A 24,464-nucleotide genomic window follows, 5' to 3' on the forward strand; every position below is an offset into this window, starting at 1 on the left:
AAACCCAGTGGGAGCGGCCTTGCGCCGCGATGGGCCGCGCAGCGGCCCCGGTGATCTTCATCCGATACCCAACGGCACAGCAAACTCAGCAACAAGAAAGGGCTGCCAAGCAGCCCTTTCACACAGGTTATAAAACCTGCATCAAAACCCGACACCTCCGGTGCCAGGTCCCGACCCTCTCAGCCATAAACCGGATAACGACGGCACAGCGCAACCACCTGCTCACGCACATGGTGCCCCACCTCGTCACTGCGCCCGGTTTCCAGGGCATCGAGCACATCGCACAACCAGCCCGCCACCTGCTCGCACGCCTCGACATCGAACCCACGGGTGGTCACTGCCGGCGTACCGATGCGCAGCCCCGAGGTCACGAACGGCGAACGCGGATCGTTAGGCACCGAGTTCTTGTTGGCCGTGATATAGGCGCTGCTCAAGGCCGCATCGGCTTCCTTGCCGGTGTAGGGCTTGGCCGACAGGTCGATCAGCATCATGTGGTTGTCGGTCCCGTCCGACACGATCTTGTACCCGCGCGCCTGCAACACTTTGGCCATGGCCCGGGCATTGGTTACCACCTGGGTCTGGTAGCTGCGAAATGCCGGCGACAGCGCTTCCTTGAAGGCCACGGCCTTGGCCGCGATCTGGTGCATCAGTGGGCCGCCCTGGACACCAGGGAACACCGCCGAATCGAGCTTCTTGTAGAAACTCTCGTCCTGCCCCTTGGACAGAATCAGGCCGCCGCGTGGGCCGCGCAGGGTCTTGTGGGTGGTGCTGGTGACCACATGGGCGTGGGGCAGCGGGTCCGGGTATTCGCCAGCGGCAACCAGACCGGCCACGTGGGCCATGTCCACCCAGAAGATGGCCCCGACCTTGTCGGCGATGCTGCGCATGCGTGCCCAGTCCTTGTAGCGCGAGTAGGCCGAGAAACCACCGATGAGCATCTTCGGGCGGGTTTCCAGCGCGATGCGCTCCATCTCGTCATAGTCCAGAAAGCCCGTCTTCGGGTCCAGGCCGTAGGGCACGATCTTGTAGTGGCGGCCCGAGAAGTTGGCCGGGTTGCCGTGGGTCAGGTGCCCGCCCTGGGCCAGGTTCATGCCCATCACGGTGTCGCCTGGCTGGATCAGCGCCAAAAACACCGCCGCGTTGGCCTGGGCGCCAGCGTGGGGCTGCACGTTGGCGTAGTCGCAGTTGAACAGGGCCTTGACCCGCTCGATGGCCAGGCTTTCGGCCACGTCCACGTATTCACAGCCACTGTAGTAGCGCTTGCCGGGATAGCCCTCGGCGTACTTGTTGGTGAGCACCGTGCTCTGGATCTGCATCACCAATGGGCTGGCATAGTTCTCCGAGGCGATCAGCTCGATGTGGTCTTCCTGGCGATTCACTTCGTTGCGAATCGAGGCGTGCAGCTCTGGATCGAAGGCGTTGAGGGTCAGCGTCGAGTCGTACATGTATTAAGCGTCCTTGTTCTGAATCAGGCTTGGGATGACAGCAAGCGGGTCACGCGTGAAGCGATGTCGTCGATCTGCGCCTCGGAGCAGATCAGTGGCGGCAGCAGGCGCACGGTGGTACCTCGGGTGACGGTGATCAGCAGGTGTTGCTCGTCCCGGGCCCGGTCCACCAGTTCGGCGCAGGGGCGGTTGAGCTCGATACCGACCATCAGGCCCAGGCCGCGCACCGACACCACCTCAGGGTGCCCGGCCAGCGCCCGTTGCAGGGCCGCCAGCAAACGCTGGCCCAGCACCGCAGCCCGCTGCGGCAGGTGATCGCGCTGCATGATGTCCACCACCGTGCAGCCCACGCGGCATGCCAGCGGGTTGCCGCCGAAGGTGGAGGCATGGTGGCCAGGGGAGAACAGCTCGGCGGCCTTGCCACGGGCCAGGCACGCGCCGATGGGGAAGCCATTGCCCAAGGCCTTGGCCAAGGTGATGACATCGGGCTCGATGCCGGCGTGCTGGAAGCCGAACCAGGTGCCGGTACGGCCCATGCCGGTCTGCACCTCGTCGATCATCATCAGCCACTGGTGCGCGTCGCACAGCTGGCGCAGCGCTTGCAGATAGCCCGCCGACGCCGGGTGCACACCGCCCTCGCCCTGCACGGGCTCGACCAGCACGGCCACCACGTTGGGCGACTGGGCCGCGACCTGGCGCAAGGCCTCGATGTCATCGTAGGGCACGCGGATGAAGCCTGGCATCAGCGGCTCGAAGCCGCGGTGAACGGCCGGGTTGCCAGTGGCGGCCAAGGTTGCCAGGGTGCGCCCATGGAAGCTGTTTTCCATGACCAGCACCTGGGGCTGGGCAACGTTCCGGGCCGTGGCGTGCAAACGCGCCAGCTTTAGCGCGGCCTCGTTGGCCTCGGCGCCGGAGTTGCAGAAGAACGCCCGCTCCATGCCCGAGAGCCGGCACAGGCGCTCGCCAAGCTGTTCCTGCCACGGGATACGAAACATGTTGGTGGTGTGCAGCAGCACGTCGGCCTGTTCGGCCAGGGCCGAGGCGATCTCGGGGTTGGCGTGCCCCAGGCTGGTCACGGCCACCCCGGCGATGGCGTCGAGGTACTCGACCCCGTGCGAATCCCACAACAGGGCGCCCTGGCCCCGGCTGAACGCAACCGGTTGGCGGGCTGAAGTGTGCATGAGGTAAGCGGGAGCAGCAGACATTGCAGGTTTCCTGTACAGAGGGGTCAGTGGCTGGGGGCCAGCGACGGGGTAGCGTCCTGGTGCGGTGCGGCATCGGCCGTGGGCCAGTAGTAGGCATCGGGCATGGCGCGGGCGCCGAAGATCGCCTGGCCGACGCGCACCACCGTGGCGCCCTCCTCGATGGCCACTTCGAAATCACCCGACATGCCCATCGACAGCTCCTGCAACGACACCCCTTCAGGCGCACTGGCGCGCAGCCGGTCGCGCAACTCGCGCAGCAACACAAAGCACGGGCGTACTCGCGCGGCGTCGGCCGAAAACAGCGCCAGGGTCATCAGGCCGCGCACACGCAGCGCCGGGAACGCTGGCAGCGCTTGCACAAACGCCGCCACGTCATCAGGCACCAGCCCGTACTTGCTGGCCTCGCCCGAGGTGTTGACCTGGACGAACACATCCATCTGCCGCCCCTCAATGCGCAGGCGGCGGTCCAGCACCTCGGCGACCCGTAGGCTGTCCAGCGCCTGGAACTCACTGGCAAAGCGCGCCACCTGCTTGGCCTTGTTGGTCTGCAGGTGGCCGATCACCGACCACTGCAAGTCGTGCAGGTCGGCCATGGCTTCCCACTTGCGCTGGGCCTCCTGCACCTTGTTCTCGCCCAGCAGGCGGCAACCGGCAGCATAGGCCAGGCGCAGGTGCGCTTCGTCGAAGGTCTTGCTGACCGGCAGCAGGCGCACTTCGGCCGGGTCTCGCCCGACCCGCTCGCAGGCCCGGGCGATGCGCTCATGCACGGTGGCCAGGTTGCGGCGAAAATCCTCGACGGTGTTGGCCTGCGGGTAGCGGCCATGGCGCGCATGCAGGGTGGTAAGGTCTTCGGCGTACTCGCTCATCAATTCGTCGCTCCTTTGGTAGGCACTGCTGCCGGTTCTGCCTGGGCGGCCTTGGCCCGGCGAGGCAGGCGACCGTTGAGCACGGCGTAGGCCACAAGGCCGATCACCAGCCCCCAGAACGCACCGCCGATACCCAGCAGGGTGATATTGGCCGCACAGGCCAGGAAGGTGATCAACGACGCCTCGCGCGCTTTTGCATCGAGCATGGCATTGGCCAGGCTGCCGCCGATGGTGCCCAGCAGGGCCAGCCCCGCCAGGGTGGTGATGAAGGTGGCCGGGAAGGCCATGAACACCGCCGCCAGGGTCACCCCGAAGATGCCCACCAGGATGTAGAAGATACCGGCGGCCACACCCGCCACCCAGCGCTTGGATGGGTCTTCGGACGCTTCCTTGCCGGTACAGATGGCGGCAGTGATGGCGGCGATGTTGAAGGCGTGGGAGCCGAACGGCGCCATCAGCAGCGAGCCGAGCCCAGTGATGCCGAGGATCGGGTTGGCACTGGTGCTGAACCCGTCGTTGCGCAACACCAGCATGCCGGGCATGTACTGGCCGGTCAGGGTGATCAGGAACAGCGGCAGCGCCACGCTCAGCAGTGCGTTGAGCGAGAACTCGGGTCGGGTGAACACTGGCGTGGCGAATTCCAGGGACAGCCCAGCGAAATCGACCCGCCCCTGCATCACCAGGTAGACCAGCCCCAGTACCAGGATGCCGACCACCGCATAGCGGGCGCTCAGGCGCTTGAACACGATGTACGCCCCGATCAGCAGCCCGACCAGCAGCGGGTCGACGCTCATGCTGGCGAAGGCGCCGATACCGAACTGCAACAGGATGCCGCCCAGCAGGCCTGCGGCCACCCCTGGCGGAATCAGGCGCACGGCTTTTTCGAAGTAGCCCGACACGCCCAGCAGCACGAAGGCCACCGCTGACACCATGTACGCTCCCACCGCCTCGGCGTAGGGCGTGGTGGCCAGGGCCACGATCAGGAACGCCGCCGCCGGCGTGGACCAGGCGGTGATGATCGGCTCGCGGCTGACCCAGCTGAGCAGCAGCCCGGTCACGCCCACGCCGATGGACACCGACCACACCCAGGAGGCGGTCAGCTCGGGGCTGAGCCCTGCGACCTTGGCAGCCTGGAACACCAGGATGAAGGTGCCGCCATAGTTGACGATCACCGAAATGAGCCCGGCCACCACCGGGTGCAGCAGGTCCTGCAGGCGCAGGGGCGAGGGGGTACGAGTAGATGACATAGGTCTTGGCTCCTTGCTAGACGCTGTATCCGGCTGCGGTAGGCAGTCATTTATAGCCGCAGATTGGCTGGTTTTACCCCGACGCTTCGCCTAGGCAGACCAGACCACTTTCAGCGCGCTCAACCGTACCTGCGGGCGAACGCCCCCATGAATTCGCAAAGGGCGGCCACCGCTTCGACGGAGATGGCGTTGTACAGGCTGGCGCGGATACCGCCGACGCTGGCGTGGCCCTTCAGGCCATGCAGCCCGGCCGCCTCGGCCTCGCGCAGGAAAGCCGCTTCAAGAGCTTGATCGGCCAGCCGGAACGGTACGTTGTTGATCGAGCGATAGGCCGGCTGCACCGGGTTGCGGTAGAAGCCGTCGCTGCCGTCGAGGGTTTCGTACAGCAGGCTGGCCTTGGTCTGGTTGCGCTGGTGCAGCACCTGCAAGCCCCCACTGCGCTTGATCCATTGCAACGTCAGGCCGGTCAGGTACCAGGGGAAGGTGGCGGGCGTGTTGAGCATCGACTGGGCATCGCTGATACACGCGTAGTTGAGAATGTCCGGGGTGAACCCGTGGCAGCGGTCCAGCAGCGCCGGGTCCATGATGACCACCGTCAGCCCGGCCACGCCCATGTTCTTCTGGGCGGCGGCATACACCAGGCCATGACGCGCGATGTCGATGGGCTTGGACAGCAGGCTCGAACAGGCATCGCACACCAGCGGCGCCTCGCTGGCGGGCGGTTCGGCGAACTGCACGCCGTGCACGGTCTCGTTCTCGGTGTAGTGCAGATAGGCAGCCTTCGGGTTCAGCTGCCAGCCCTCGACCGCCGGCACCCGGTCAAAGCCGGTGCCCTGGGCACTGGCGACCACGCGTACCTCGCAATACTGGCGCGCCGCCTCGATCGCCTTGCCCGACCACAACCCGGTGTGCAGGTAGTCCACGCTGCCGTTGTCACCGGCCAGGTTCATGGGCACCTGGGCGAACTGCAACGAAGCGCCGCCCTGCACGAACAGCACCCGGTAGTGCGCCGGCACCTCCAGCAGCTCGCGCAGGTCGGCCTCGGTCTGCTCGGCAATGGCGCGGAAGATGGGCGAGCGGTGGCTCATCTCCATGATGGACATGCCCGTGCCGGCAAAATCGTGGAACTCGTCGTACGCCTGGTTGAGCACTTCCAGGGGGACTGCAGTGGGGCCTGCGCTGAAATTGTGTGACCGTGCCATGGGGGGTGGGCTCCTGTGCGTGAACGCGCCGACGCGGTGAATACCAGGCCTGGCCTGGCTGGCGAAGGCCGGAGTCTACGGATAAACTGGCCTGCCCTTACCTGCCAGTTCATGGATGGAGAGCAGACCACATGGCGAAGACCTTCGCGCTGGACACCCTGAAGATTCGGCTCAACGACGCCGAGTTTCAGCTGCTGGACCTGCACCAGCGCATCCAGCGCGCCATGCGTGCGTTGATCCTGGATGGCGCGCTGGGTCCGAGCCTGAAGCTGCCTTCTACCCGTGTGCTGTCCAAATCCCTGGGTTGTGCCCGCGATACCGTCGAAAACGCCTACGTGCAGCTGCACCGGGACGGTTTCATCGTGCGCCGCGGCGGCGCGGGCAGCTACGTGTGCGACACGGTGGGCGCCGAATTGCGCGGGGCCGGGCCACGCCGGCAACGCACGCAAGAGGTGCGGCGCAGCGTGGTCGCGCCCGGCGCCGAACTCAGCCAACGCGGGCGCATGATCTTCGAGACCGGTGGCGTGCGTGACCAGCAAGTGATCAAGGCCTTCGCCACCGGCCTGCCGGAAACCCGTAGCTTCCCCACCGACGTCTGGGAGCGGCTGCAACGCCAGGTGGTCAAGGACTACCGCGCCAGCGTCCTGCTGCACGGTGACCCACAAGGCGCCGAACCCCTGCGCAAGGCCATCGCCACCTACCTGAACCTCGAACGCGGGGCCACGTGCACCCCCGACCAGGTATTGGTGCTCAGCAGTACGCGCCAGGCGTTGTACCTGTGCGCGCAGTTGCTGGTAGATGCTGGCAAACCCATCCTGCTGGAAAACCCCGGCTACTACGGCGCCCGCAAGGCGTTCGCCATCGCCGAAACCAAGGTGTTGCCCATCGACGTGGACGAACGGGGCATCCGCACCGACCTGTTGTTCGCCGACCGCAGCGGCGCCAACTGCGTGTACGTCACCCCCTCGCACCAGTACCCCACGGGCGCGACCCTGCCCCTGGAGCGCCGGCTGGAGCTGATCAACTGGGCCGCACAAAAAGCCAAGTGGATCATCGAGGACGACTACGACAGCGAGTTTCACTACGACGGCCAGCCCACCGCCTGCGTGCAGGGCCTGGACCGGTACCAGCGCACCCTGTACATCGGCACCTTCAGCAAGACCCTCTACCCTGGCCTGCGCATGGGCTACATCGTGCTGCCGCCCGAACTGGTCAAGCCTTTCGCCTATGCCCGCAGCATGATGGATGGCCACACCCCGCAGGTCTTGCAGTTGACCCTGGCGCGCTTCATGGAGGACGGGCACTACAACGCCCACGTGCGCGCCATGCGCAAGTTGTACGCCGGGCGCCGGGCGGTGATGCACGATGCCATCGCCAAGTACCTGAGCCCGGTGGTCACCGCCCACCTGCCGCCAGGTGGCTTGCAGATCCCCTGCCTGCTCAAGCCAGGCTGGTCCGAAGAAAAGACCATTCGCCAGGCGGCCACAGCCGGCGTGCAGCTGTCGGGCCTGAGCAGCCTGTACTTGGGCGAGCCACAGAGCCATGGCTGGCTGCTGGGGTATTCCTCGCTCACGGCCTACGAGATCGAAGCGGCCATGCTGCGCCTGGCCAACGCCCTCAAGCTTTGAGCGCCGGGTTCAGTAAGGCAGCTTGAAACGCCGGGTCAGGTCGAAGATGCCCTCGCGGATCGAGCGCTCGGTGCGGCTGTCCATGGCACCGCTGCGCACACCTCCAAGCATGGCCAGGATCATGTCCCCTATCTCGCGGAACTCATCCTCGCCCATGCCCCGGGAGGTGCAGGCCGCGCTGCCCAGGCGAATGCCCGAGGTGACGCTGGACTTGACCTCGTCACCGGGCACGACGTTACGGTTGACGGTGATGCCAACCGCCTCCAGCGCGCCTTCGGCGGCGTTACCGGCAAGGCCCCAGGGCCGCAGGTCGATCACCCCCAGGTGGCAGTCCGTGCCGCCCGATACCACCAGCAAGCCGCCTTCGGCCAACCGCCCGCACAAGGCTCGAGCATTGGCCACCACCGCATGGGCGTAGGGGCCGAAGCCCGGTTGCAGCGCCTCGCCCAGGGCCACGGCCTTGGCCGCGACGGTGTGCATCAGCGCAGCGCCTTGCAGGCCGGGGAACACCGCCGCGTTGATCCTGCGCGCCAGGGTCTGGTCGTTGCACAGGATCATCCCCCCGCGCGGGCCGCGCAGGGTCGCGTGGGTGCTCAGCGTGGTGACGTGGGCATGGGGCACTGGCGAGGGATAGGCGCCGCCTGCGACCAGCCCGGCGACGTGGGCGATGTCGGCCATCAGATACGCCCCCACCTCGTCGGCAATGGCGCGGAAACGGGCGAAATCCAGCGCGCGTGAGTACGCCGACGCCCCAGCGATGATCAGCCGTGGCCGCTCACGGCGGGCGATGTGCGCCACCTGGTCCATGTCGACCAGGTGCGTCAGCGGGTGCACACCGTAGCTGACCGCCTGGAACCAGCGCCCGGACACGTTGAACGCCGCACCGTGGGACAGGTGCCCGCCCGACTTCAGGTCCAGGCCGAGAATCTTGTCCTCCGGCTCCAGCAGCGCCAGGAACACCGCCTGGTTGGCCTGGTTGCCAGAGTGGGGTTGCACGTTGGCGTAGCTGCAGTCGAACAGCAACCGGGCCCGCTCGGTGGCCAAGTCCTCGACCACATCCACATTGGCGCAGCTGGCGTAATAGCGCCGCCCCGGATACCCCTCGGCATACTTGTTGGTCAGCACCGACCCTTGCGCTTCGAGCACGGCGCGGCTGACCACGTTCTCGGCGGCGATCAGCTCGATGGACTGCACCTGGCGCAGCCGCTCGGCATCGATGGCGGTCCACACCTCGCTGTCCACCTGCGGCAGCGCAGCGGCACTGATGCCCGGCAGCGCGTGGCCCTCTTTATAAGCGAAATGCGGCATGTGTACTCCTTGTCTGAACGCCGGCAATAACCGCACTACCCTAGCGGCCTGCGGCGCCTGCGGCCGTACCGGTTGCCCGCGCTGTTGCAGACCACCTGTCCTGGCCCGGCAAGCAGGCGTCTGCCCTGGGCATGCCAGAACGCGCGAAAGATGGGCCAAAGTGGTCTGGCCTAATGCCATTAACTGGACTACCCGGCAAGACCATAGCCTCTTTAAGCTCTGCGCCGACTCAGCTCATGCCCCTACAGGTTTCACCATGACGATACGTATCGGCCTGTTGCCGCAAGTCGCCGCAGCACACTTTGTCAGCCACCTGCACATCATGGTGCTGGCGGCGCTCTTTCCGCTGCTGCCTGCTTTTTTGAACGTGGATTATGTAGCGCTGGGCCTGGCCCTCAGCGTGTTCAACATCGTCACTGCGCTGGTGCAGGCCCCCATGGGCTTCGCCGTCGATCGCCATGGCGCCAGGCGCCTGCTGCTGATGGCCCTGGCCTTAGGCAGTTGCAGTTTCCTGCTCATTGCCCTGCTGCCCGGCTACACCTGCCTGCTGGTGGGCATGGCGCTGGCGGGGGTGGCCAATGCCGTCTACCACCCTGCCGACTACGCCCTGCTGTCGCGGCACATCAACCCTGCGCACATCGGCAAGGCGTTTTCGGTGCACACCTTTGCAGGTTTTCTGGGCGCGGCGGTGGCCCCGGTGTTGTTGCTGGGGGTGGCGGTGGCTAGCGGCCCGGCCATGGCCTTTGCGACCGCAGCACTGGTGGGCTTTGCAGCACTGGCCCTGCTCCTGATACCCGGCTCGGCACTGGCCCAGGTCAGTGACACGCCGCCCGCCCCGGCACCCAAGCCCGTGCAGGCGCAACGCGTGGCACTGCTCTCGCCCATGATCATCAGCCTGACCCTGCTGTTCGTGCTGCTGAACCTGAGCACCGGGGCCATCGAAAAGTTTTCTGTCGCGGCCCTGATGCAAGGCCAGGGCGTGGCGCTGTACTGGGCCAACTCGGCGTTGACTGCCTTTCTGTTCGCCAGCGCCTTCGGCGTGCTGGCAGGCGGTGCACTGGCCGACCGCACCCAGCGTCACGGAGTGGTGGCGGCCAGTGCCTTTGGGGTGGCGTGCGTGCTGATGCTGCTGGTGGCCACGGCGGGCCTGAGCGAGCCGCTGTTGCTCGCCGTGCTGGGCGTAGCAGGCTTTTTGACCGGCGTAATCGCCCCGTCACGGGACATGCTGGTACGGGCCGCCGCTACCAAAGGGGCCGAAGGCAAGACCTTCGGCATCGTGTCCACGGGGTTCAACATCGGCGGTGCCATCGGGCCGGTCGGGTTCGGCTGGTTGCTGGACCAGGGCCACCCCAACGCGATTTTCTGGGCCAGTGCCGCGTTTATGGGCCTGACCGTGGCCCTGACATTGCTGCAGGAATGGGTAATGGCGCGGCAGCGCAAAGTCACTGCCCTGCAACTTTCATTTAAATGACTTGAAGCAATAATAACGAAACATTTTAACCACAAACTTGAAGGGCGCCGCCCGCACCTGCGCGTGCAACTACGCCGGCTTAATCAAACTTAACAACTACAACCGATAGCCTGGAGTTTTAACATGGATGTTAACCATAGCGGTACCGATGATGCAGTTAAAGGCATGCTGGCCAAACTTTCAACCCTGTGGAAAACCCGCGCTGCTGTAAACCAGCCACAGCCCGATTACTGGGGCCTGGCGTTCGATGCCAACAAGAACGACTTCAGCCATTCACTGCTACCGTTTCGCAACCACCAGGCCTGGCTTGAAGCCCCCAAGGACTTGCAGTCCAAGTGCATGTCCTACGCCTGGGGCATCTATAACCTCAAGACCATTTATATTGAATGCAATGTGGTAGTGCCGGCGTGTGAAGACATTATCAAGACCCCGCCGCAAAGCCATAACCGCGCACTGCTGCAAGATGTGATGTCACAAGCCCTGCTTGATGAAGCCCTGCATACCCGTATGTCGATCATGGCCTGCAATTACATCTATGACATGCGCCAACTTACCCCCCTGGACTTCAGCGCCTTCAACCTGGTGACCTGGCGCGAAGCGCTGCTGGCCAACTGCACCGCCGAATGGGAACGCCGCCTGACCCGCTTCGGCATCGCCTGCGCCAGCGAAACACTGATCACCGACTACCTCAAGACCATGGCCGAAGACACCACCATCCAGTCGGTCTGCCACGAAGTCACCCGCACCCACGCCATGGACGAGTGGAGCCACTCCAGCGTGTTCAGCTTCGTCGCCACCGACATCGTCAACGGCCTGACCCGCAAGGAACGCCTGTACCTGCGCTCGATCATCCTGCGCACCGTGCAGATGTTCGCCAACAACGAGATGGGCGCCTGGGCGCGGGTGTTCGACATGCTGGGCTTGCCCAACGGCAACGAGATCCTGCACGACGTGGGCGACAACAACGAGATCAGCGTCTATACCGACTCCCTCGAAGCCCTGGTAAACCGCATCGGCCTGGCCGGCAATGGCCTGGAGAGCGCCGAACAAGCCGTCGAACAGCTGCGCGAGAGGGCTAGCGCATGAGTACCCCGACAAGCTTCGAAGCCGTGTGCGAGCACGTCAGCAGCGAGACCGCGCAGATCAAAGTATTCGGCCTGCGCGTGCTCAACGCCTCCAGCGCCTTTCTAGCAGACCTGGTGCCCGGCCGGCACGTGGCGTTGCAGGCAACGGACCTGTCTGGCGCCCGCCAGCAACGGCTGTACTCCATCACCCGCAGGCTCGGCAACGACCAGTTCGAGCTGGCGATCAAGCGCGAAGGGCGCGGCGGGGTCTCGGACCAGCTGCACGCCACCTGCCAACCCGGCTCGCGTTTCGACGTGCAGTTCGCCGCAGGTGACATCACCCTGGCCTCGGTCCAGGCCTGCCGCCACGTCGGCCTGCTGGCCGGCGGCATCGGCATCACCCTGCCCATCGCCCTGCTGCGCGGGCTGCACGAGCGCGCCCAGCGCGGCTTGAGCGTGCCGCAGGTCAGTCTGCTGCTGTGCGTGCCGTCCATTGCCGACATCCCGTTCCTGCACGAACTGCTGCAACTGGAACTGAGCTGTCCCTGGTTCGACCTGCAGGTGTTCGTCACCCGCGAAGCAGTGCACGGCAAAGGCCACTTCAAGGCCGGCCGCCCGCAAGCCCAGGACCTGCAAGCGCTGGGCAACCCGGACAGCGTGGTGATTTGTGGCAGCCACGGCTTCGCCCAAGGCATGCGCGAGCACCTGCTGGCGCTGTTCCCCGCCTGCCCCCTGCTGATCGAATCCTTCACCCCGCCAGCCGCCTCCACCCCGGTCACGCCAGACAATGCCAAGGCCGAAAGCCCCCTGCGCCTGCACCTTCAGCACAACGACCAGGTGCTGGAGCCCGCCGCAGGCAAGAGCCTGCTGGAGATGCTGGAAACCAGCGGCATCGAAGTGCGCAGCCTGTGCCGCGCCGGCATCTGCGGCCACTGCCGGCTGAAAGTGTCGGAAGGCCAGTACAGCGTCGAACCCGACTTTTGCCTGACCGACCAGGACAAGCGCGACGGCCATGCCCTGGCCTGCTGCACCTTCCCCAAGGCCGGTACGATCAAGGTCGACCTTAACCCCACGGCGTAAACCGCGCCCTTACTTCTTTCATCATCGGGTTTGCACATGAAGACAGCCATCGCACTGCGCCACATCCACTTCGAAGACGTCGGCACCCTGGCCCCCGTCCTGAACGAAGCCGGCTATACCCTGACCTACATCGACCCCACCGTCGAAACCCTTCACCCCGAACAGGTGATGCAGGCCGACCTGCTGATCGTGCTGGGCGGCCCCATCGGCGCCTACGACGAAAAGCCCTACCCCTTCCTCAAGGCCGAACTTGAGCTGGTGCGCCAACGCGTCGAGTCGGGCAAGCCCATGCTGGGGATCTGCCTGGGTGCACAACTGATCGCCCGCGCCATGAACGCCAAGGTCTACCCTATGGGCGTCAAGGAAATTGGCTTCTCGCCCCTTACCCTCACCGCCGAAGGCCAGCAATCGCCGCTCGCCGAACTGGGCGACGTACCCGTGCTGCACTGGCACGGTGACCAGTTCGACATCCCAGAGGGCGCTGTGCTGCTGGCCAAGACCGACATCTGCGCGCACCAGGCGTTTGCCGTGGACAACCGCATCCTGGGCCTGCAATGCCACCTGGAAGCCGACCCCGCCCGCATCGAGCAGTGGCTGGTAGGCCACGCCAACGAAGTCGGCCAGACCGGCCTGGACCCTATCGCCCTGCGCTCGGCCGCCGCCGAACTCGGCCAGCGCCTGACCCAGGCCGCCGCCCGCGTGATGCGCGCCTGGCTTGCCAACCTGAAGTAACCCGCTGCACCAGCACCGCATGAAAACAACAAAGTCATCAAGGATGAGGCACTACCCATGATCGTCGTATTGTTCGAGTTGCAAGCACTGCCCGGGCAGGGCGAAACCTACGTAGACCTGGTCAACAAGCTCACCCCCCTGCTCAAGCCCATGGAAGGGTTCATCTCGGTGGAATGCTTCCAGAGCACCCTCAACCCCAAGAAAGTGATGTCGGTGACCACCTGGCGCGACGAAGAAGCCGTGGTGCAGTGGCGCAACGTCACCGCCCACCTCTCCGCCCAACGCGCCGGCCGCGACAAAATCTTCGACGACTACCGCGTCCGCGTCACCTCAGTGATTCGCGACTACGGCCTACGCGACCGCGACCAAGCCCCCTACAACGAAGTCGTAGACGGCACCCGCCCAACCGCCTGCCCAGTAGCCTAACCCAACCCCCCTGTGGGAGCGGCCTCGCGCCGCGATGGGCCGCAAAGCGGCCCCTTTTCCCGCCACCTCCGGAAGTCAAGCCCCTCCCCCGCAACCCCTCCCCACACCCCAGCGACACCCCAGCAACATCCCGCCACAAACCCTCATGCCATCCCGCCACCATCACAACGGAACTGTCAGCCAAACGGCACAGTCCACCTTTACAGGCCCACCTACCAGAGGCCACAGAGGAGACTCCCATGAAAGGTACCGCGCTTTCGGCCCTGTTCGCGGCCGCTACCCTGCTCGCTTCGCCGGCCTTCGCTGCCGACGACCTGTGCGCCCTGAACCTGCAGAAAATCAACGACAGCATGGCCACCGCCGGTGCCACCTCCGAAGGCCTGGACACTGCCGTCCAGAACAAGGTGGACGAAGCCAAGCAAGCCCAGGCTTCCGGCGACACCAAGAAGTGCATCGAAATCACCAGCAAAGTTGTTGAACGTCTGGATAAAACCAACAAGGGCAGCGGCTCGAGCAGCGGCGGCGCCTAATGCATCGCGCGGGTGAGCGCTCAGCTGTCGACGCCGCCCGCGCAATGCCGTATACTCCGGTTCACGTGCCGTAAGGTGCGTTAGCTTAGAGCTAGTGTGGGGCCGATTAGGATTCGACGCCGGTAGCGAAACTCTAGGTGCATGCCGAGTTGGTAACAGAACTCGTAAATCCACTGTTGCAACTTTCTATAGTTGCCAATGACGAAAACTACGAGGGCTACGCTCTCGCTGCGTAAGCAGCTGAGCCCGCTCTCCTGGTAGCTTCGGCTCCAGCAATCACCAGGGGATGCCTGTAAACCCGAAGTGATTGTCATACAGAACAGGATCGTCGTGTAGCACGTTGGGGGCAAAGCGACTAAAACTTACCCAACTCGTCCAAAGCACCCTGCCCGTCGGGCGGCTGCGGATTAACTCAGTAGACACGGCTAAGCATGTAGTACCGACAGCGGAGTACTGGCGGACGGGGGTTCAAATCCCCCCGGCTCCACCAAATGATCAAACAAAGACGTCCACGGACGTCTTTTTTTGTGCCTGCGACCCAGTAAATACGCGGCCTCCAGCGTTTTTGCGGTCCTTGGAGAGTTTTTGAGTTCCAGCCGTTCGGGTATTCCAGACGGTATTCCAGTCCACCCGGTGCTAATCTTTGGAATACCGAATCAGTGCCTGAGGACAATCTCATGCCTGCTCAAAACCTCCGCCTCTCCGATCGACAGCTCAAGGGAGTCAAACCCGCGTCCAAGGATTATGTCCTCACTGACGGTGACGGTTTGCAGCTCCGCGTACGCAGCAACGGCTCGTTGCTGTGGAATTTCAACTACCGCGAACCGGTGACCAAAAAGCGCATCAACATCGGCTTTGGGACCTACCCCGAACTGTCACTGGCGAATGCACGAAAGATGGCAGTCGATGCCCGCGAGCTGCTCGCCCAGGGCATCGATCCGAAGGTGCAGCGCAATAGGCTGAATGAAGCCAAGCGCGCAGAAACGGAACACACCTTCGAGAACGTGGCCACCGCCTGGTTCGAGCTCAAGAAAGACTCGGTCACCCCAGCCTACGCCGAGGACATCTGGCGGTCGCTCACGCTGCACGTGTTCCCCGATTTGAAGACGACACCCCTCGCGAAAATCACCGCGCCGATGGTGATCGGATTGCTTCGTCCAATCGAAGCGAAAGGCAGCTTGGAAACGGTCAAGCGTCTTAGCCAGCGGCTGAACGAGATCATGACCTACGGCGTGAATTCCGGCTTGATCTTCGCCAACCCACTCACCGGCATCAGGGCAGTATTCAAGAAGCCCAAGAAAGAGAACATGGCCGCGCTTCCGCCCGAAGAACTCCCCGAGCTCATGCTGGAAATTGCTAACGCCAGCATCAAACGCACCACCCGCTGCCTGATCGAATGGCAGTTGCACACGATGACTCGCCCCGCCGAGGCGGCGACCACTCGCTGGGCAGACATCGACTTTGAAAGGCGCGTTTGGACTATCCCTGCGGAGCGGATGAAGAAGCGCCGCCCACATAGCATCCCGTTGAGTGATCACGCTGTAGCCCTGTTGGAGTCACTCAAGTCTCACAGCGGCCATCGCGAATACGTCTTTCCGGCAGACAGAAATCCGCGCACACACGCCAATAGCCAGACCGCTAACATGGCGTTGAAACGTATGGGCTTCCAAGATCGACTGGTCAGCCATGGCATGCGCTCGATTGCCAGCACCATCTTGAATGAGCAAGGCTGGGACCCGGAGCTTATTGAAGTCGCACTGGCGCATGTCGACAAGGATGAGGTGCGCAGCGCGTATAACCGAGCCGATTACATCGAGCGCCGACGCCCGATGATGGCTTGGTGGAGTGAGTACATCCAGAAGGCCGCCACCGGTAGCCTGCTCGCCTCTGCATACGGTCAAGTCAGAGACAAGAACATGGTGCCAATCCGCTAACGCTGTACAGGCAATAACGGCGGCGACAGCAACTGAGCGCTCAATATTCAGGGAAAGCAGCCTCATTTATCCGCTTCTCAGCGCGGGTCCATCCAAACAGGGCTGCAAAGCCGCCCTGTTTGGATGGACCTTACTCTGAAGAGCTAAAAGCCACGACGTTGTCCGGGATTTACCATGGAATTCCACCGGTGGATAACCGCTTTTCACGTCCCAAGAGCGCTGAATTTCCGCCCTTGACCGGGTTTATCCACAGGCGTAGAACTGGCCGTGCAAAGGCTGTCGATGACAGCACCCCAGGTGACCCGAACCTTAAAGGTCACGCCGCCCCGCGGTGGTTCTCCCCAAGGGCGATTCGCATCCGGCAGCTCGCCCGGTCACCTCCCCGGTGATGGATGCCAACTACATTTCATGGCGCTCCTGCGCCAGACGACACTTCCTATTGCGCTGCCCTGCAGCAACCTATCCGCTTGGCCGAATATTGCGCCAACCTGTGCCCGTCTCTTTCTTCTGGAAAGAGACGGGCACTTCTACCACTGCTGCAGCCCTGATCGCACAGGGCTTTGCGGCAATCCCCCTCGTGACAATCGGCGTGACAAACGCCGATGTCACCAGCAACAGCGCTGCAGATGATGGTGCCGCAGACCAAGGAATGGACTGCACCTGACTGACGGTCAGGCATGCCCCGGTCATCGCATTGCTGCGTTCACCCGGCTCAGGATCTTCAGGCGCTGGTTTAGTCAGCCAGCGCTGCCTCCACCCGCCCACCGGTAACGGTGCTCAGGAGGCCAGATCATGAGATGCCCTTGCTCCCGGACGTAAGGAGCCGCCAGTCCCGCGTAGTGGACATCCCCACAGGTCGCAGGGGCCTTGATCCCTGATAACACTCAGCATTCTTGGCGGGATGACGTGGGGCGAGGATAGGAGAACCGGCGATGAGGTGATTCGACATGGCATTGGTGAGTAGACGCGATGGCCGCAATTTCGGCTACGGCAGGCAACTGAGCTACGCAGGACCGCAGGCGTTGAAAGACATGTTCGGCGGCGGCCACTACGGCACGGTCAAGGCGCACAGTGATCGGTGGCAGGCATTCGTGAAGTGGTGCCGCTCCGATCAGGGCCCCGGTATCAATGATGCGCGGCAGATTGATCGGAAGTTGTTGGCCGACTATGCGGCGTATCTACGCGACGTGGTTAGGCGCGGTGACCTTGCTGTCAGCACCGCACAAAACCGCATATCCAGCGTTAACAGGACCATGGCGGCGCTTCGCGGTGATCAGTATGTGAAATTGCCCAGTCCGAGCAAGGCATTGGGTATGCAGCGCACCGGGGTTCGCCAGTCGGTACCGCAGGGCCAAGACCGCGAACAGGTTAAGCAGATCGTCGGTGCGCTTTGCCAGCAGCATCAGCTACGGGCTGCCGCGATCCTTCTGTTAGCGCGAGCCACCGGCATGCGTTTGCGCGAGGCCATCTTGGCTGACCTGCCGCGGCTAAGCCGTGAGGCTGACGACCTAGGCAGGATAAACATTCAGGATGGCACCAAAGGCGGTCGCTCCGGCGCCTCGGCACCACGTTGGATTGCGGTGGACGACCAGATTCGAGGTGCACTTGGGTTTGCATGGCAGGTGTCGCCTGCAGGTAGCCGCCACCTCATTGCGCCTCACGAGAGCTATCTGTACCTTCTGCAAAAAATCATCCGCCCTGCGCGGGACATCCTGCATGCACACAACCTCAAAGGCATTCATGAGCTGCGAGCGGCATACGCATGTGAGCGCTATGAGCAAATCACCCAGCATCGGGCGCCTATCAACGGCGGCCATTGCTGCAAGGTAGATAGGAACCTTGATCGTGAAGCCCGGAGGCAGATCAGCCGTGAGCTAGGGCACGGTCGGATCGACGTGGTCGCAGCCTACATTGGTGGCCGGGCATGAGTAGGGCATTCGATATGGAGCTGTTCTTAGCTGGCGTTCTAACCGGCTCGCACTCAACCCGGCAACGCCATGTGCGACAGGCAAAAATCATCCAGGCTGAAATTGCAAAGCGCTGGCAGCGAGAAACACCCTGGGCTTGGCAGCAGAAGCATATGATTTGGTTCCTCAAGGAGCGCCTAGCCCGACGCAGCAACGCAACGCGATATTACTACCTGCTAACCTTGCGACTGCTCGCTCGCCGCTTAGAAAAATCATGGGTATGAACATGGCTGGCAAGGCCATTGAGATCAGCAGTTTGACGCACTGCATTACCCTATTGTGCACAGCCGTATTAAAGCTCTAACCCAACAGCCTCTGGCCTCCTTCCGGAGGGGTAGAGCATTCAGGACCGAACCCCAGTGCCATCCGGACGCAGCAAAAATGACCCGCCAAGATGCTCGTGGTTGCCGCCGCAATCTCGAGAGACGTAAAGTCCCTCCACAAGCCCTGTTAACAATGCGCAGTGCTTCCCAAATCAAGCCCACGGAAGATCAGATATGAGCGAATCCCCTTTCCTCAGATACAAGGACGTGCTCGTCAACGACCACAGCGCCTCCGCCAAGTGCCTTCGGTCCATCGTTCTATCGATGGACAGCCCTAACAGGTACGCGGTGACGGCAGCCGACCTGAGTGAACTCAACCCAGAACACTTTGAAGCAGCAAAAGCCCTATTAGGCGTATTCACGGACGAATTTGACAGGGACGGGGAAGCAAGGGGAGTGATTGCTGAAATAAAAAAACACTGGCCGGACTACATGAATGCTCCTCACGGGACATACCCGTTTCCGGACCCAGACACCATTTTCGTGCCAGATCAGGCTGAACTTAGCGAGCACTTCCAACCTTTTTTCGGTATCGATCTCAACTTGGTAAACCCAGATTGGCATGGGTATTTGACCATGCTAGGGCCGCTGGAGCCGACAGAGCATGAAAAAGTTGGTGAAGCGACCGAGGATACTGATTACCACTCCATTCTTTTGCACACCAACTGGATTGGTTTCAAGGTAGAGGAAGGGCGATACCGCCTGATGGGCGATCCACGCTATTTTTTCCTTCATAGGGACAATGAGCATCTGGAAGACCCATATGTAGAGGCTCGCGAGCGCCTAGAATCGCTATATGCGAATCAAAAAGCTGCTTACGCGGCAGCCAAAAAAATGTATCAAAAGACGGGGCGGCTTTTCTCACCATCAGAACTGGCAGAGAATTACCCCCAGTACGACCTTGAGCGAATGGCGTTTGTCGAGCAAATCGGTGGCGTGGCGGATTTCTCGAAGTTTCCCATTTCCAGCCTTACGCTTGGCTATGCGCCGATCGAAAACGGCGGTATCACTGCCGGATATCCCATCAGCCCCGCTGGCCGTCCGTTTCATCATGTAGCCAGTGTGCCTGCACACCATTACCAGTACTGGGGCGCAGATCTGATAATGATGTTTTACGAACCGGAGGAACAGCTCGTGTTGTTTACGTTTTACAGCGAGCGTCGTGACGGCGATGGAGACGGCTTTTATTAGGCTCCTCACGAAATCCCGAAAAAGTCAGATCAGAAGATACCCTTGCCCCCGGACGTAAGGAGCCGCTAGCCCTACGTGAATGGACATGACCAAAGGCCGCGGGGGTCTTGATCTTTGATAACACTCAGCATTCTTGGCAGAGTGACTTGGGGCGAGGGCTGGAGAGCAGAAGATCAGGTGAGTGTATATAGCATTGGTGGATAGGAAAAATCGTTGTAATCTCGCCTACGCCAAGCGATTGAGCTACGCAAGGTCGCTAGCGTATTAAGACATGTTCGTCGACGGCGGCGACCGGTCGGTCAAAGCGTATTGTGCTCGCTGACAAGCATTCATCACATGGCGCCGTTCCGAAAAATGGCAAAGTATCATTGATACGCGGCAGACCGATCGGAAAGTGTTGGCCAGCTATGCGGCGGATCTACGCGACATAGTTAGACGCTCTAAAGTCGCCATCAGCACCGCACAAAACCGCCTGTCCAGCGCCAACAGCACCGTAGCTGCACTTCGCGGTAATCAATAAGCAAAGCTACAACGGCTGGCTAATCACGTCAACGTCATATAATGGCGAAACAAAGAGGGAGGCATTAACATCCCTCTTGTTTCACACGTTTTTCTTTGACCAAAACCTGGTCCAAGCGAGGCCTAGCCCGGCGTGATTCATCCGCGCAGCTCAGCCTGGTAAAGGTACTGCTGAAAGCCCAAAAACGCTTGCCGTATACTATCGGGATCTCCAAGGTCTGCAAACGCATCCGCAATTGCGTTGTTATACTTGAGCTTCAAGAGTGGCCCCAGTTTGACTTCATCGAGCTCATCCACGCCGGCGCTGACGTAGTGGGCAAGTACAAATGTCAAAAAGGCCTGCTGCTTGTCGCCATACTCTTTGCTGATCACAACCTTCGCCCGCTCAGCCCGCTGCTCACGGGTGAGCGGGGTGTCGGCATAGGCAACAAAGGCCAGCACATCGAAAATATCGCTATTTTCAGCTTTGATGATCCTCTGCATTTCGGCAAGCTGATCTTTTCCGAATCCTTTCTCTGCGAGCCCATCCAGCAACTTTCGTCGAGTGTCCGGAGCGCTCCAGAGGGCTCGTAACTCATCTTCGTTCTTGAAAAACTCAGGCAACTTGCCGAATAGTGCTTCCATGAACTGCGTGGCAGACATGGGGGTCCCATCTGGATGCCAGAAACTGGTCGCAGTCATGAATTGGATCTGACGCTCCTTGCCATCTGCGAGCTTCACCTTCGCCTTTTTCGTGCAGATACAAGGGTGGTTTCCGCATTTCTGGCAGGGCTCCTTTGGGCATGTGCAGGGCATATTACCGCAGGTCGCGCAGGGCTTAGGAGACGTCTTCTCGCAGGTGCACTGTATATTTCCGCACTGTTTACAGGCTTCTGGTTCTACCGGCTCGCCATCCCACTCCGGATCACTGAAGTGGTGGTGAGCCTTAACGAAGTCGTAGATCGTGAAGTAGTCCTTGCCATCGTAAAGCCGGGTGCCGCGCCCGATGATCTGCTTGAACTCAATCATAGAATTCACCGGCCGCATGAGTACGATGTTGCGTACGTTACGCGCATCCACGCCAGTCGAGAGCTTCTGAGAGGTGGTCAGAATGGTCGGGATGGTCTTTTCGTTGTCCTGAAAGTCGCGCAGCCATTGCTCACCCAGCGCACCATCATGTGCAGTCACTCGCTGGCAATAGTTAGGGTCGGCGCTCTTCTTCATCTGGTTGACCAAGTCGCGCACGACCAGTGCATGTGTTTGCGTGGCACAAAAGACGATGGTTTTTTCTGTCTGGTCGATTTCGTTCATGAAGATCTCGACGCGCTTCCTCTCGCGCTCCTTGATCTCGATGATCTTGTTGAAATCCTTCTCTTCGTAGCGTTTTCCGGCCTCGATCTCGCCTTCCACCACAGTGTCGTCCGAGGTGAATACATAGTCATCCAGCGTGGTGGCGATTTGCTTCAGGCGGAAGGGTGTAAGGAAGCCATCGTTGATGCCGTCCTTGAGCGAATAGATGAACACCGGCTCGCCGAAGTAGGCATAGGTGTCGGCGTTATCCTTTCGCTTCGGCGTAGCAGTAAGGCCCAATTGCACGGCGGGCGAGAAGTATTCGAGGATGCCGCGCCAGTTGCTTTCGTCGTTTGCACCGCCCCGGTGGCACTCGTCGATGATGATGAAGTCGAAGAAGTCCGCCGGGTACTCACCAAAATGCGGAGTCTCACCCGGGCCACTCATAAAGGTCTGGAAGATTGTGAAGAAAATGCTTCCGTTCTTCGGCACCTTGCCTTTCTTCTTGATCTCGTCCGGTGCGATTCTTACGAGTGCATCTTCGGGGAAGGCTGAAAAAGCGTTGTAAGCCTGGTCAGCGAGAATATTGCGGTCGGCGAGGAACAGAATGCGCGGCCGGCGTGACGGATCAGCTTCAGACTTCCAGTCAGTCAAATTCCAACGACTCTGGAACAACTTCCACGCCAGTTGGAAAGCAATAAAGGTTTTACCCGTACCGGTTGCCAGTGTCAGCAGGATGCGCTCTTGTCCATTAGCGAGCGCAGCCAACACCCGCTCGATAGCGATATCCTGGTAGTAGCGGCCTTGCCAGTAGCCGCCTTTATCTTCAAAGGGCACAACAGCAAAACGGTCACGCCAGGCGTTCTCGGCCGCAAAGGTGGCGTGCCACAACTCCTCAGGTGAAGGGAACGCCTCCAGCTCACCTTCCGCCCCTGTGTGCATATCTATGCTGTAGATACCCTGGCCATTGCTGGCGTAGGTAAATCGAATCGAGAGTTTGCTCGCGTAATTCTTTGCCTGCCCAACACCCTCAGTCAAAGGCTGATGCCAGGCCTTGGCCTCTACCGTCGCCAGTTTGGTGTTGCGGTACTCCAGCACGTAGTCAGCGGCAAGTGCCTTGCCACGTTTGCCATTGCCCTCGATGCGCCCCAGGGTGATCGGGTACTCACGGCGAATACGGCTACCTTCAACCACGCCCCAGCCTGCAGCAGCAAGTGCGGGGTCAATATATTCGGCTCTCGTTTCGGCTTCGTTCATCACAACACCTCAAACCAAGCTTTAATCTTCAATGCCATCAGCTTCCTGCGCTCTTCCATAAACTCGCTGAAATCTTTGATATCACCGTCCAGCATGGTTTCAGGGATGCAGTTCATGCGCAGGTTTTCACGCATGATCGCTTCGTCGGTGATACCACCATACTTCAAGGAACCGCCGTTGCACTGTGCGGCCAGCTCCTTAAAATAGACCTCCGGCGCCGTGGCGCTGATCGCGATATTAATTTCGCTCTGGGCCACCACATAGTTGGCGATCTGGTTGTAGATGCTTGCACTCAAGCCCTTACTCCTCAGGTGCTGACGTGGATAGACGTGATGAATATCCGAGCGATTCAGCAGCAGATCGGTAACGGTGATGTTGGTCGAAAGGAATCCCTTATCGCCCAGCTTCCCCTGCGCCGCCTTATAGCAAAGGAAATACGGGCTCTTGACCGACGATGTGGCCATGAACTGCGGTAGCATGCCTGTCCAGAAGCTATCTGGCAGCTCGGCTGCGATCACTGTCTCCACCACGGCTTTCACGCCCCGGCTCTCGATCTGCCGGATGTCAAAATCGAAGGTCGACTCGGGCGAGCCGCTATAACGCCCGCGCAGCACCGACATCGCAAACCAGCGCCGCACCAGTTGCTCCAGCTCTGCGGCAGTCACCCCCTCCTTACGCCCACGCAGATACAGAATGTAGGCAAAGTTCACCGCGTTCTGGCTGCTGATCATGTCGCTCGTGATGAAGCCCGCCGAGCGCAAGATCATCGTGATGCGCTTGAAGTGGGTCTCGCTGATGAAGGCATGAATGCCATCCTTCAACTTGGCGAATGACTGTTCGGCAATAGCATCTTCAAACTGTTTGCTCTCGAAATTCCGGCCTGAGAGCAAGGCAACCAGATCCTGCAGCTTGCCGCGCCCGAACTCCGAAGTAAAAGCCACGCGTAGCATGTCGGTGTAGGTGGGGTCGTAGATGTCGTCATTTGCATCGCAGATCCACTTCATCTTGCTGTAGAACTCCGAGCCCACGAAGGCAGTGTCGCCTTTCTCTATCTTGGCCTTGAAGTCAGGTGCCACCGCCAGATGGCAGAAGTAATCGATGGCCTTGCGCAGCACATTACCGCCAAAGCCCTCGTTCACTGCAATCTTCGACATCGCGAAGTCAGCTTGTGAGAGCTGGGCCCCAGCCGAATTTACGCGGATGAAAATTTCCGTCACCGTTTCGATGTCCAGGTCTTCTGCCAGCTCGATAATGCCTACGTGGTTATGCACGATGCCGCGAAGACGTTCGATCACCTTGAAGACCACATCTTGCGAGCAGCCTGGATTGGCAGTGCAGTACTCACTCACCAGTTGGAATACGCTCGTCGTCGGGTTGAACACCGCGGCCACATCCGGCAGCCAAGCTACGTTTTTGCGGATTGCCGGGTTGCTTACCTCAAAGCTCTCGGTCTGAGGGTTGAACGCGATGCGGATTTGGACGGTTTCATAATCCTCAGTCAGCACCTCCACGCCCAGCAGTGACGCCATGAGCGCAGTGACTCGCTGCTGCCCGTCAATCAGGATGCGCTTGCCCGCAGAAACAGTGCCGTCCTTCAGCTTCACTGTCGGATTACGCCACGCGATCAGATAACCGACCGGGTAGCCCTGATAGAGCGAATCAAGCAGGTTGCGCACCCGTGTAGCCTCCCAGACGAAAGGCCGCTGAATTTCCGGAATCGCAATCTCACCGGACTTCACCCAGGTCAGCAGGGTTTCAACCGGATGCGGTGTAACGGAGTAACGCTGGGTGGCCATTGGG

At 61.4% G+C, this 24,464-nt stretch carries 19 protein-coding genes and 1 other RNA gene; 12 read left to right on the forward strand and 8 right to left on the reverse strand.

The features are described 5' to 3' along the window. Nucleotides 1-179: 179 nt before the first annotated feature. The 5 genes from glyA to serC form a co-directional block, all read right to left on the reverse strand. Nucleotides 180-1,445, reverse strand: a complete 1,266-nt coding sequence (glyA, locus tag ACF8R3_RS00015; protein WP_078477975.1) for a serine hydroxymethyltransferase — start codon at nucleotides 1,443-1,445, stop codon at nucleotides 180-182. A gap of 23 nt (nucleotides 1,446-1,468) precedes the next feature. Next, nucleotides 1,469-2,650: an aspartate aminotransferase family protein gene (locus ACF8R3_RS00020; RefSeq protein ID WP_392514515.1), complete on the reverse strand. Its 1,182-nt coding sequence runs from the start codon at nucleotides 2,648-2,650 to the stop codon at nucleotides 1,469-1,471. A 23-nt stretch (nucleotides 2,651-2,673) separates the two neighbouring features. Then, nucleotides 2,674-3,516, reverse strand: coding sequence for a YggS family pyridoxal phosphate-dependent enzyme (locus ACF8R3_RS00025; RefSeq protein ID WP_392514517.1), 843 nt, complete (start codon nucleotides 3,514-3,516; stop codon nucleotides 2,674-2,676). Next, on the reverse strand, nucleotides 3,516-4,763 hold the full coding sequence (locus ACF8R3_RS00030) for a benzoate/H(+) symporter BenE family transporter (RefSeq protein ID WP_392514519.1): 1,248 nt from the start codon (nucleotides 4,761-4,763) through the stop codon (nucleotides 3,516-3,518). Before ACF8R3_RS00030 ends, ACF8R3_RS00025 begins: the two co-directional genes overlap by 1 nt. A gap of 119 nt (nucleotides 4,764-4,882) precedes the next feature. After that, nucleotides 4,883-5,965 (reverse strand): 3-phosphoserine/phosphohydroxythreonine transaminase, encoded by a 1,083-nt coding sequence (gene serC / locus ACF8R3_RS00035; RefSeq protein WP_182140080.1) that lies wholly within the window; start codon nucleotides 5,963-5,965, stop codon nucleotides 4,883-4,885. A gap of 131 nt (nucleotides 5,966-6,096) precedes the next feature. On the opposite strand from serC, the gene ACF8R3_RS00040 reads away from it, so the two are divergent. Beyond that, nucleotides 6,097-7,593, forward strand: coding sequence for a PLP-dependent aminotransferase family protein (locus ACF8R3_RS00040; RefSeq protein WP_182140082.1), 1,497 nt, complete (start codon nucleotides 6,097-6,099; stop codon nucleotides 7,591-7,593). Between the two features lie 9 nt (nucleotides 7,594-7,602). Here the strand turns inward: ACF8R3_RS00040 and ACF8R3_RS00045 are convergent, their stop codons facing one another. Beyond that, complete coding sequence (locus ACF8R3_RS00045; RefSeq protein WP_058604779.1) at nucleotides 7,603-8,901, reverse strand: serine hydroxymethyltransferase; 1,299 nt, start codon at nucleotides 8,899-8,901, stop codon at nucleotides 7,603-7,605. A 256-nt stretch (nucleotides 8,902-9,157) separates the two neighbouring features. Here ACF8R3_RS00045 and ACF8R3_RS00050 point away from each other — a divergent pair, with 256 nt between their 5' ends. The 11 genes from ACF8R3_RS00050 (at nucleotide 9,158) to ACF8R3_RS00100 (ending at nucleotide 19,619) form a co-directional block, all read left to right on the forward strand. After that, nucleotides 9,158-10,372, forward strand: a complete 1,215-nt coding sequence (locus ACF8R3_RS00050; RefSeq protein ID WP_392514521.1) for an MFS transporter — start codon at nucleotides 9,158-9,160, stop codon at nucleotides 10,370-10,372. 123 nt (nucleotides 10,373-10,495) lie between these two features. Beyond that, nucleotides 10,496-11,458, forward strand: a complete 963-nt coding sequence (locus ACF8R3_RS00055; protein ID WP_058638212.1) for a diiron oxygenase — start codon at nucleotides 10,496-10,498, stop codon at nucleotides 11,456-11,458. Beyond that, nucleotides 11,455-12,516 (forward strand): 2Fe-2S iron-sulfur cluster-binding protein, encoded by a 1,062-nt coding sequence (locus ACF8R3_RS00060; protein WP_392514523.1) that lies wholly within the window; start codon nucleotides 11,455-11,457, stop codon nucleotides 12,514-12,516. Before ACF8R3_RS00055 ends, ACF8R3_RS00060 begins: the two co-directional genes overlap by 4 nt. 36 nt (nucleotides 12,517-12,552) lie before the next feature. After that, complete coding sequence (locus tag ACF8R3_RS00065) at nucleotides 12,553-13,248, forward strand: glutamine amidotransferase (RefSeq protein ID WP_100850847.1); 696 nt, start codon at nucleotides 12,553-12,555, stop codon at nucleotides 13,246-13,248. A gap of 57 nt (nucleotides 13,249-13,305) precedes the next feature. Further along, nucleotides 13,306-13,674: an antibiotic biosynthesis monooxygenase gene (locus ACF8R3_RS00070; RefSeq protein WP_027915438.1), complete on the forward strand. Its 369-nt coding sequence runs from the start codon at nucleotides 13,306-13,308 to the stop codon at nucleotides 13,672-13,674. Nucleotides 13,675-13,913: 239 nt separating this feature from the next. Then, on the forward strand, nucleotides 13,914-14,204 hold the full coding sequence (locus ACF8R3_RS00075) for a hypothetical protein (protein ID WP_058605955.1): 291 nt from the start codon (nucleotides 13,914-13,916) through the stop codon (nucleotides 14,202-14,204). Between the two features lie 98 nt (nucleotides 14,205-14,302). Beyond that, nucleotides 14,303-14,694, forward strand: a transfer-messenger RNA (tmRNA) gene (ssrA, locus tag ACF8R3_RS00080). Nucleotides 14,695-14,881: 187 nt separating this feature from the next. Further along, the gene (locus ACF8R3_RS00085) at nucleotides 14,882-16,138 is read left to right on the forward strand and encodes an integrase domain-containing protein (protein WP_392514525.1); all 1,257 of its coding nucleotides are present in this window, start codon (nucleotides 14,882-14,884) and stop codon (nucleotides 16,136-16,138) included. A 947-nt stretch (nucleotides 16,139-17,085) separates the two neighbouring features. Beyond that, entirely contained in the window at nucleotides 17,086-18,066 is a 981-nt protein-coding gene (locus tag ACF8R3_RS00090; RefSeq protein ID WP_392514526.1) for an integrase domain-containing protein, read from the forward strand. Continuing rightward, complete coding sequence (locus ACF8R3_RS00095; protein ID WP_392514528.1) at nucleotides 18,063-18,329, forward strand: hypothetical protein; 267 nt, start codon at nucleotides 18,063-18,065, stop codon at nucleotides 18,327-18,329. The genes ACF8R3_RS00090 and ACF8R3_RS00095 overlap by 4 nt, the downstream gene beginning before the upstream one ends. Nucleotides 18,330-18,602: 273 nt before the next feature. After that, nucleotides 18,603-19,619: a hypothetical protein gene (locus ACF8R3_RS00100; protein ID WP_392514529.1), complete on the forward strand. Its 1,017-nt coding sequence runs from the start codon at nucleotides 18,603-18,605 to the stop codon at nucleotides 19,617-19,619. A gap of 657 nt (nucleotides 19,620-20,276) precedes the next feature. On the opposite strand, the gene hsdR is transcribed toward ACF8R3_RS00100, so the two are convergent. Both hsdR and ACF8R3_RS00110 read right to left on the reverse strand, forming a co-directional pair. Further along, nucleotides 20,277-22,664 (reverse strand): EcoAI/FtnUII family type I restriction enzme subunit R, encoded by a 2,388-nt coding sequence (hsdR, locus tag ACF8R3_RS00105; protein WP_392514531.1) that lies wholly within the window; start codon nucleotides 22,662-22,664, stop codon nucleotides 20,277-20,279. After that, a complete protein-coding gene (locus tag ACF8R3_RS00110) occupies nucleotides 22,664-24,460 on the reverse strand; it encodes a DUF262 domain-containing protein (protein WP_392514532.1) in 1,797 nt (598 codons plus the stop codon). The genes hsdR and ACF8R3_RS00110 overlap by 1 nt, the downstream gene beginning before the upstream one ends. Nucleotides 24,461-24,464: the final 4 nt, after the last annotated feature.

Origin of the sequence: Pseudomonas sp. FYR_7, assembly GCF_043106155.1 — a bacterium.
GTDB lineage: Bacteria > Pseudomonadota > Gammaproteobacteria > Pseudomonadales > Pseudomonadaceae > Aquipseudomonas > Aquipseudomonas parafulva_B.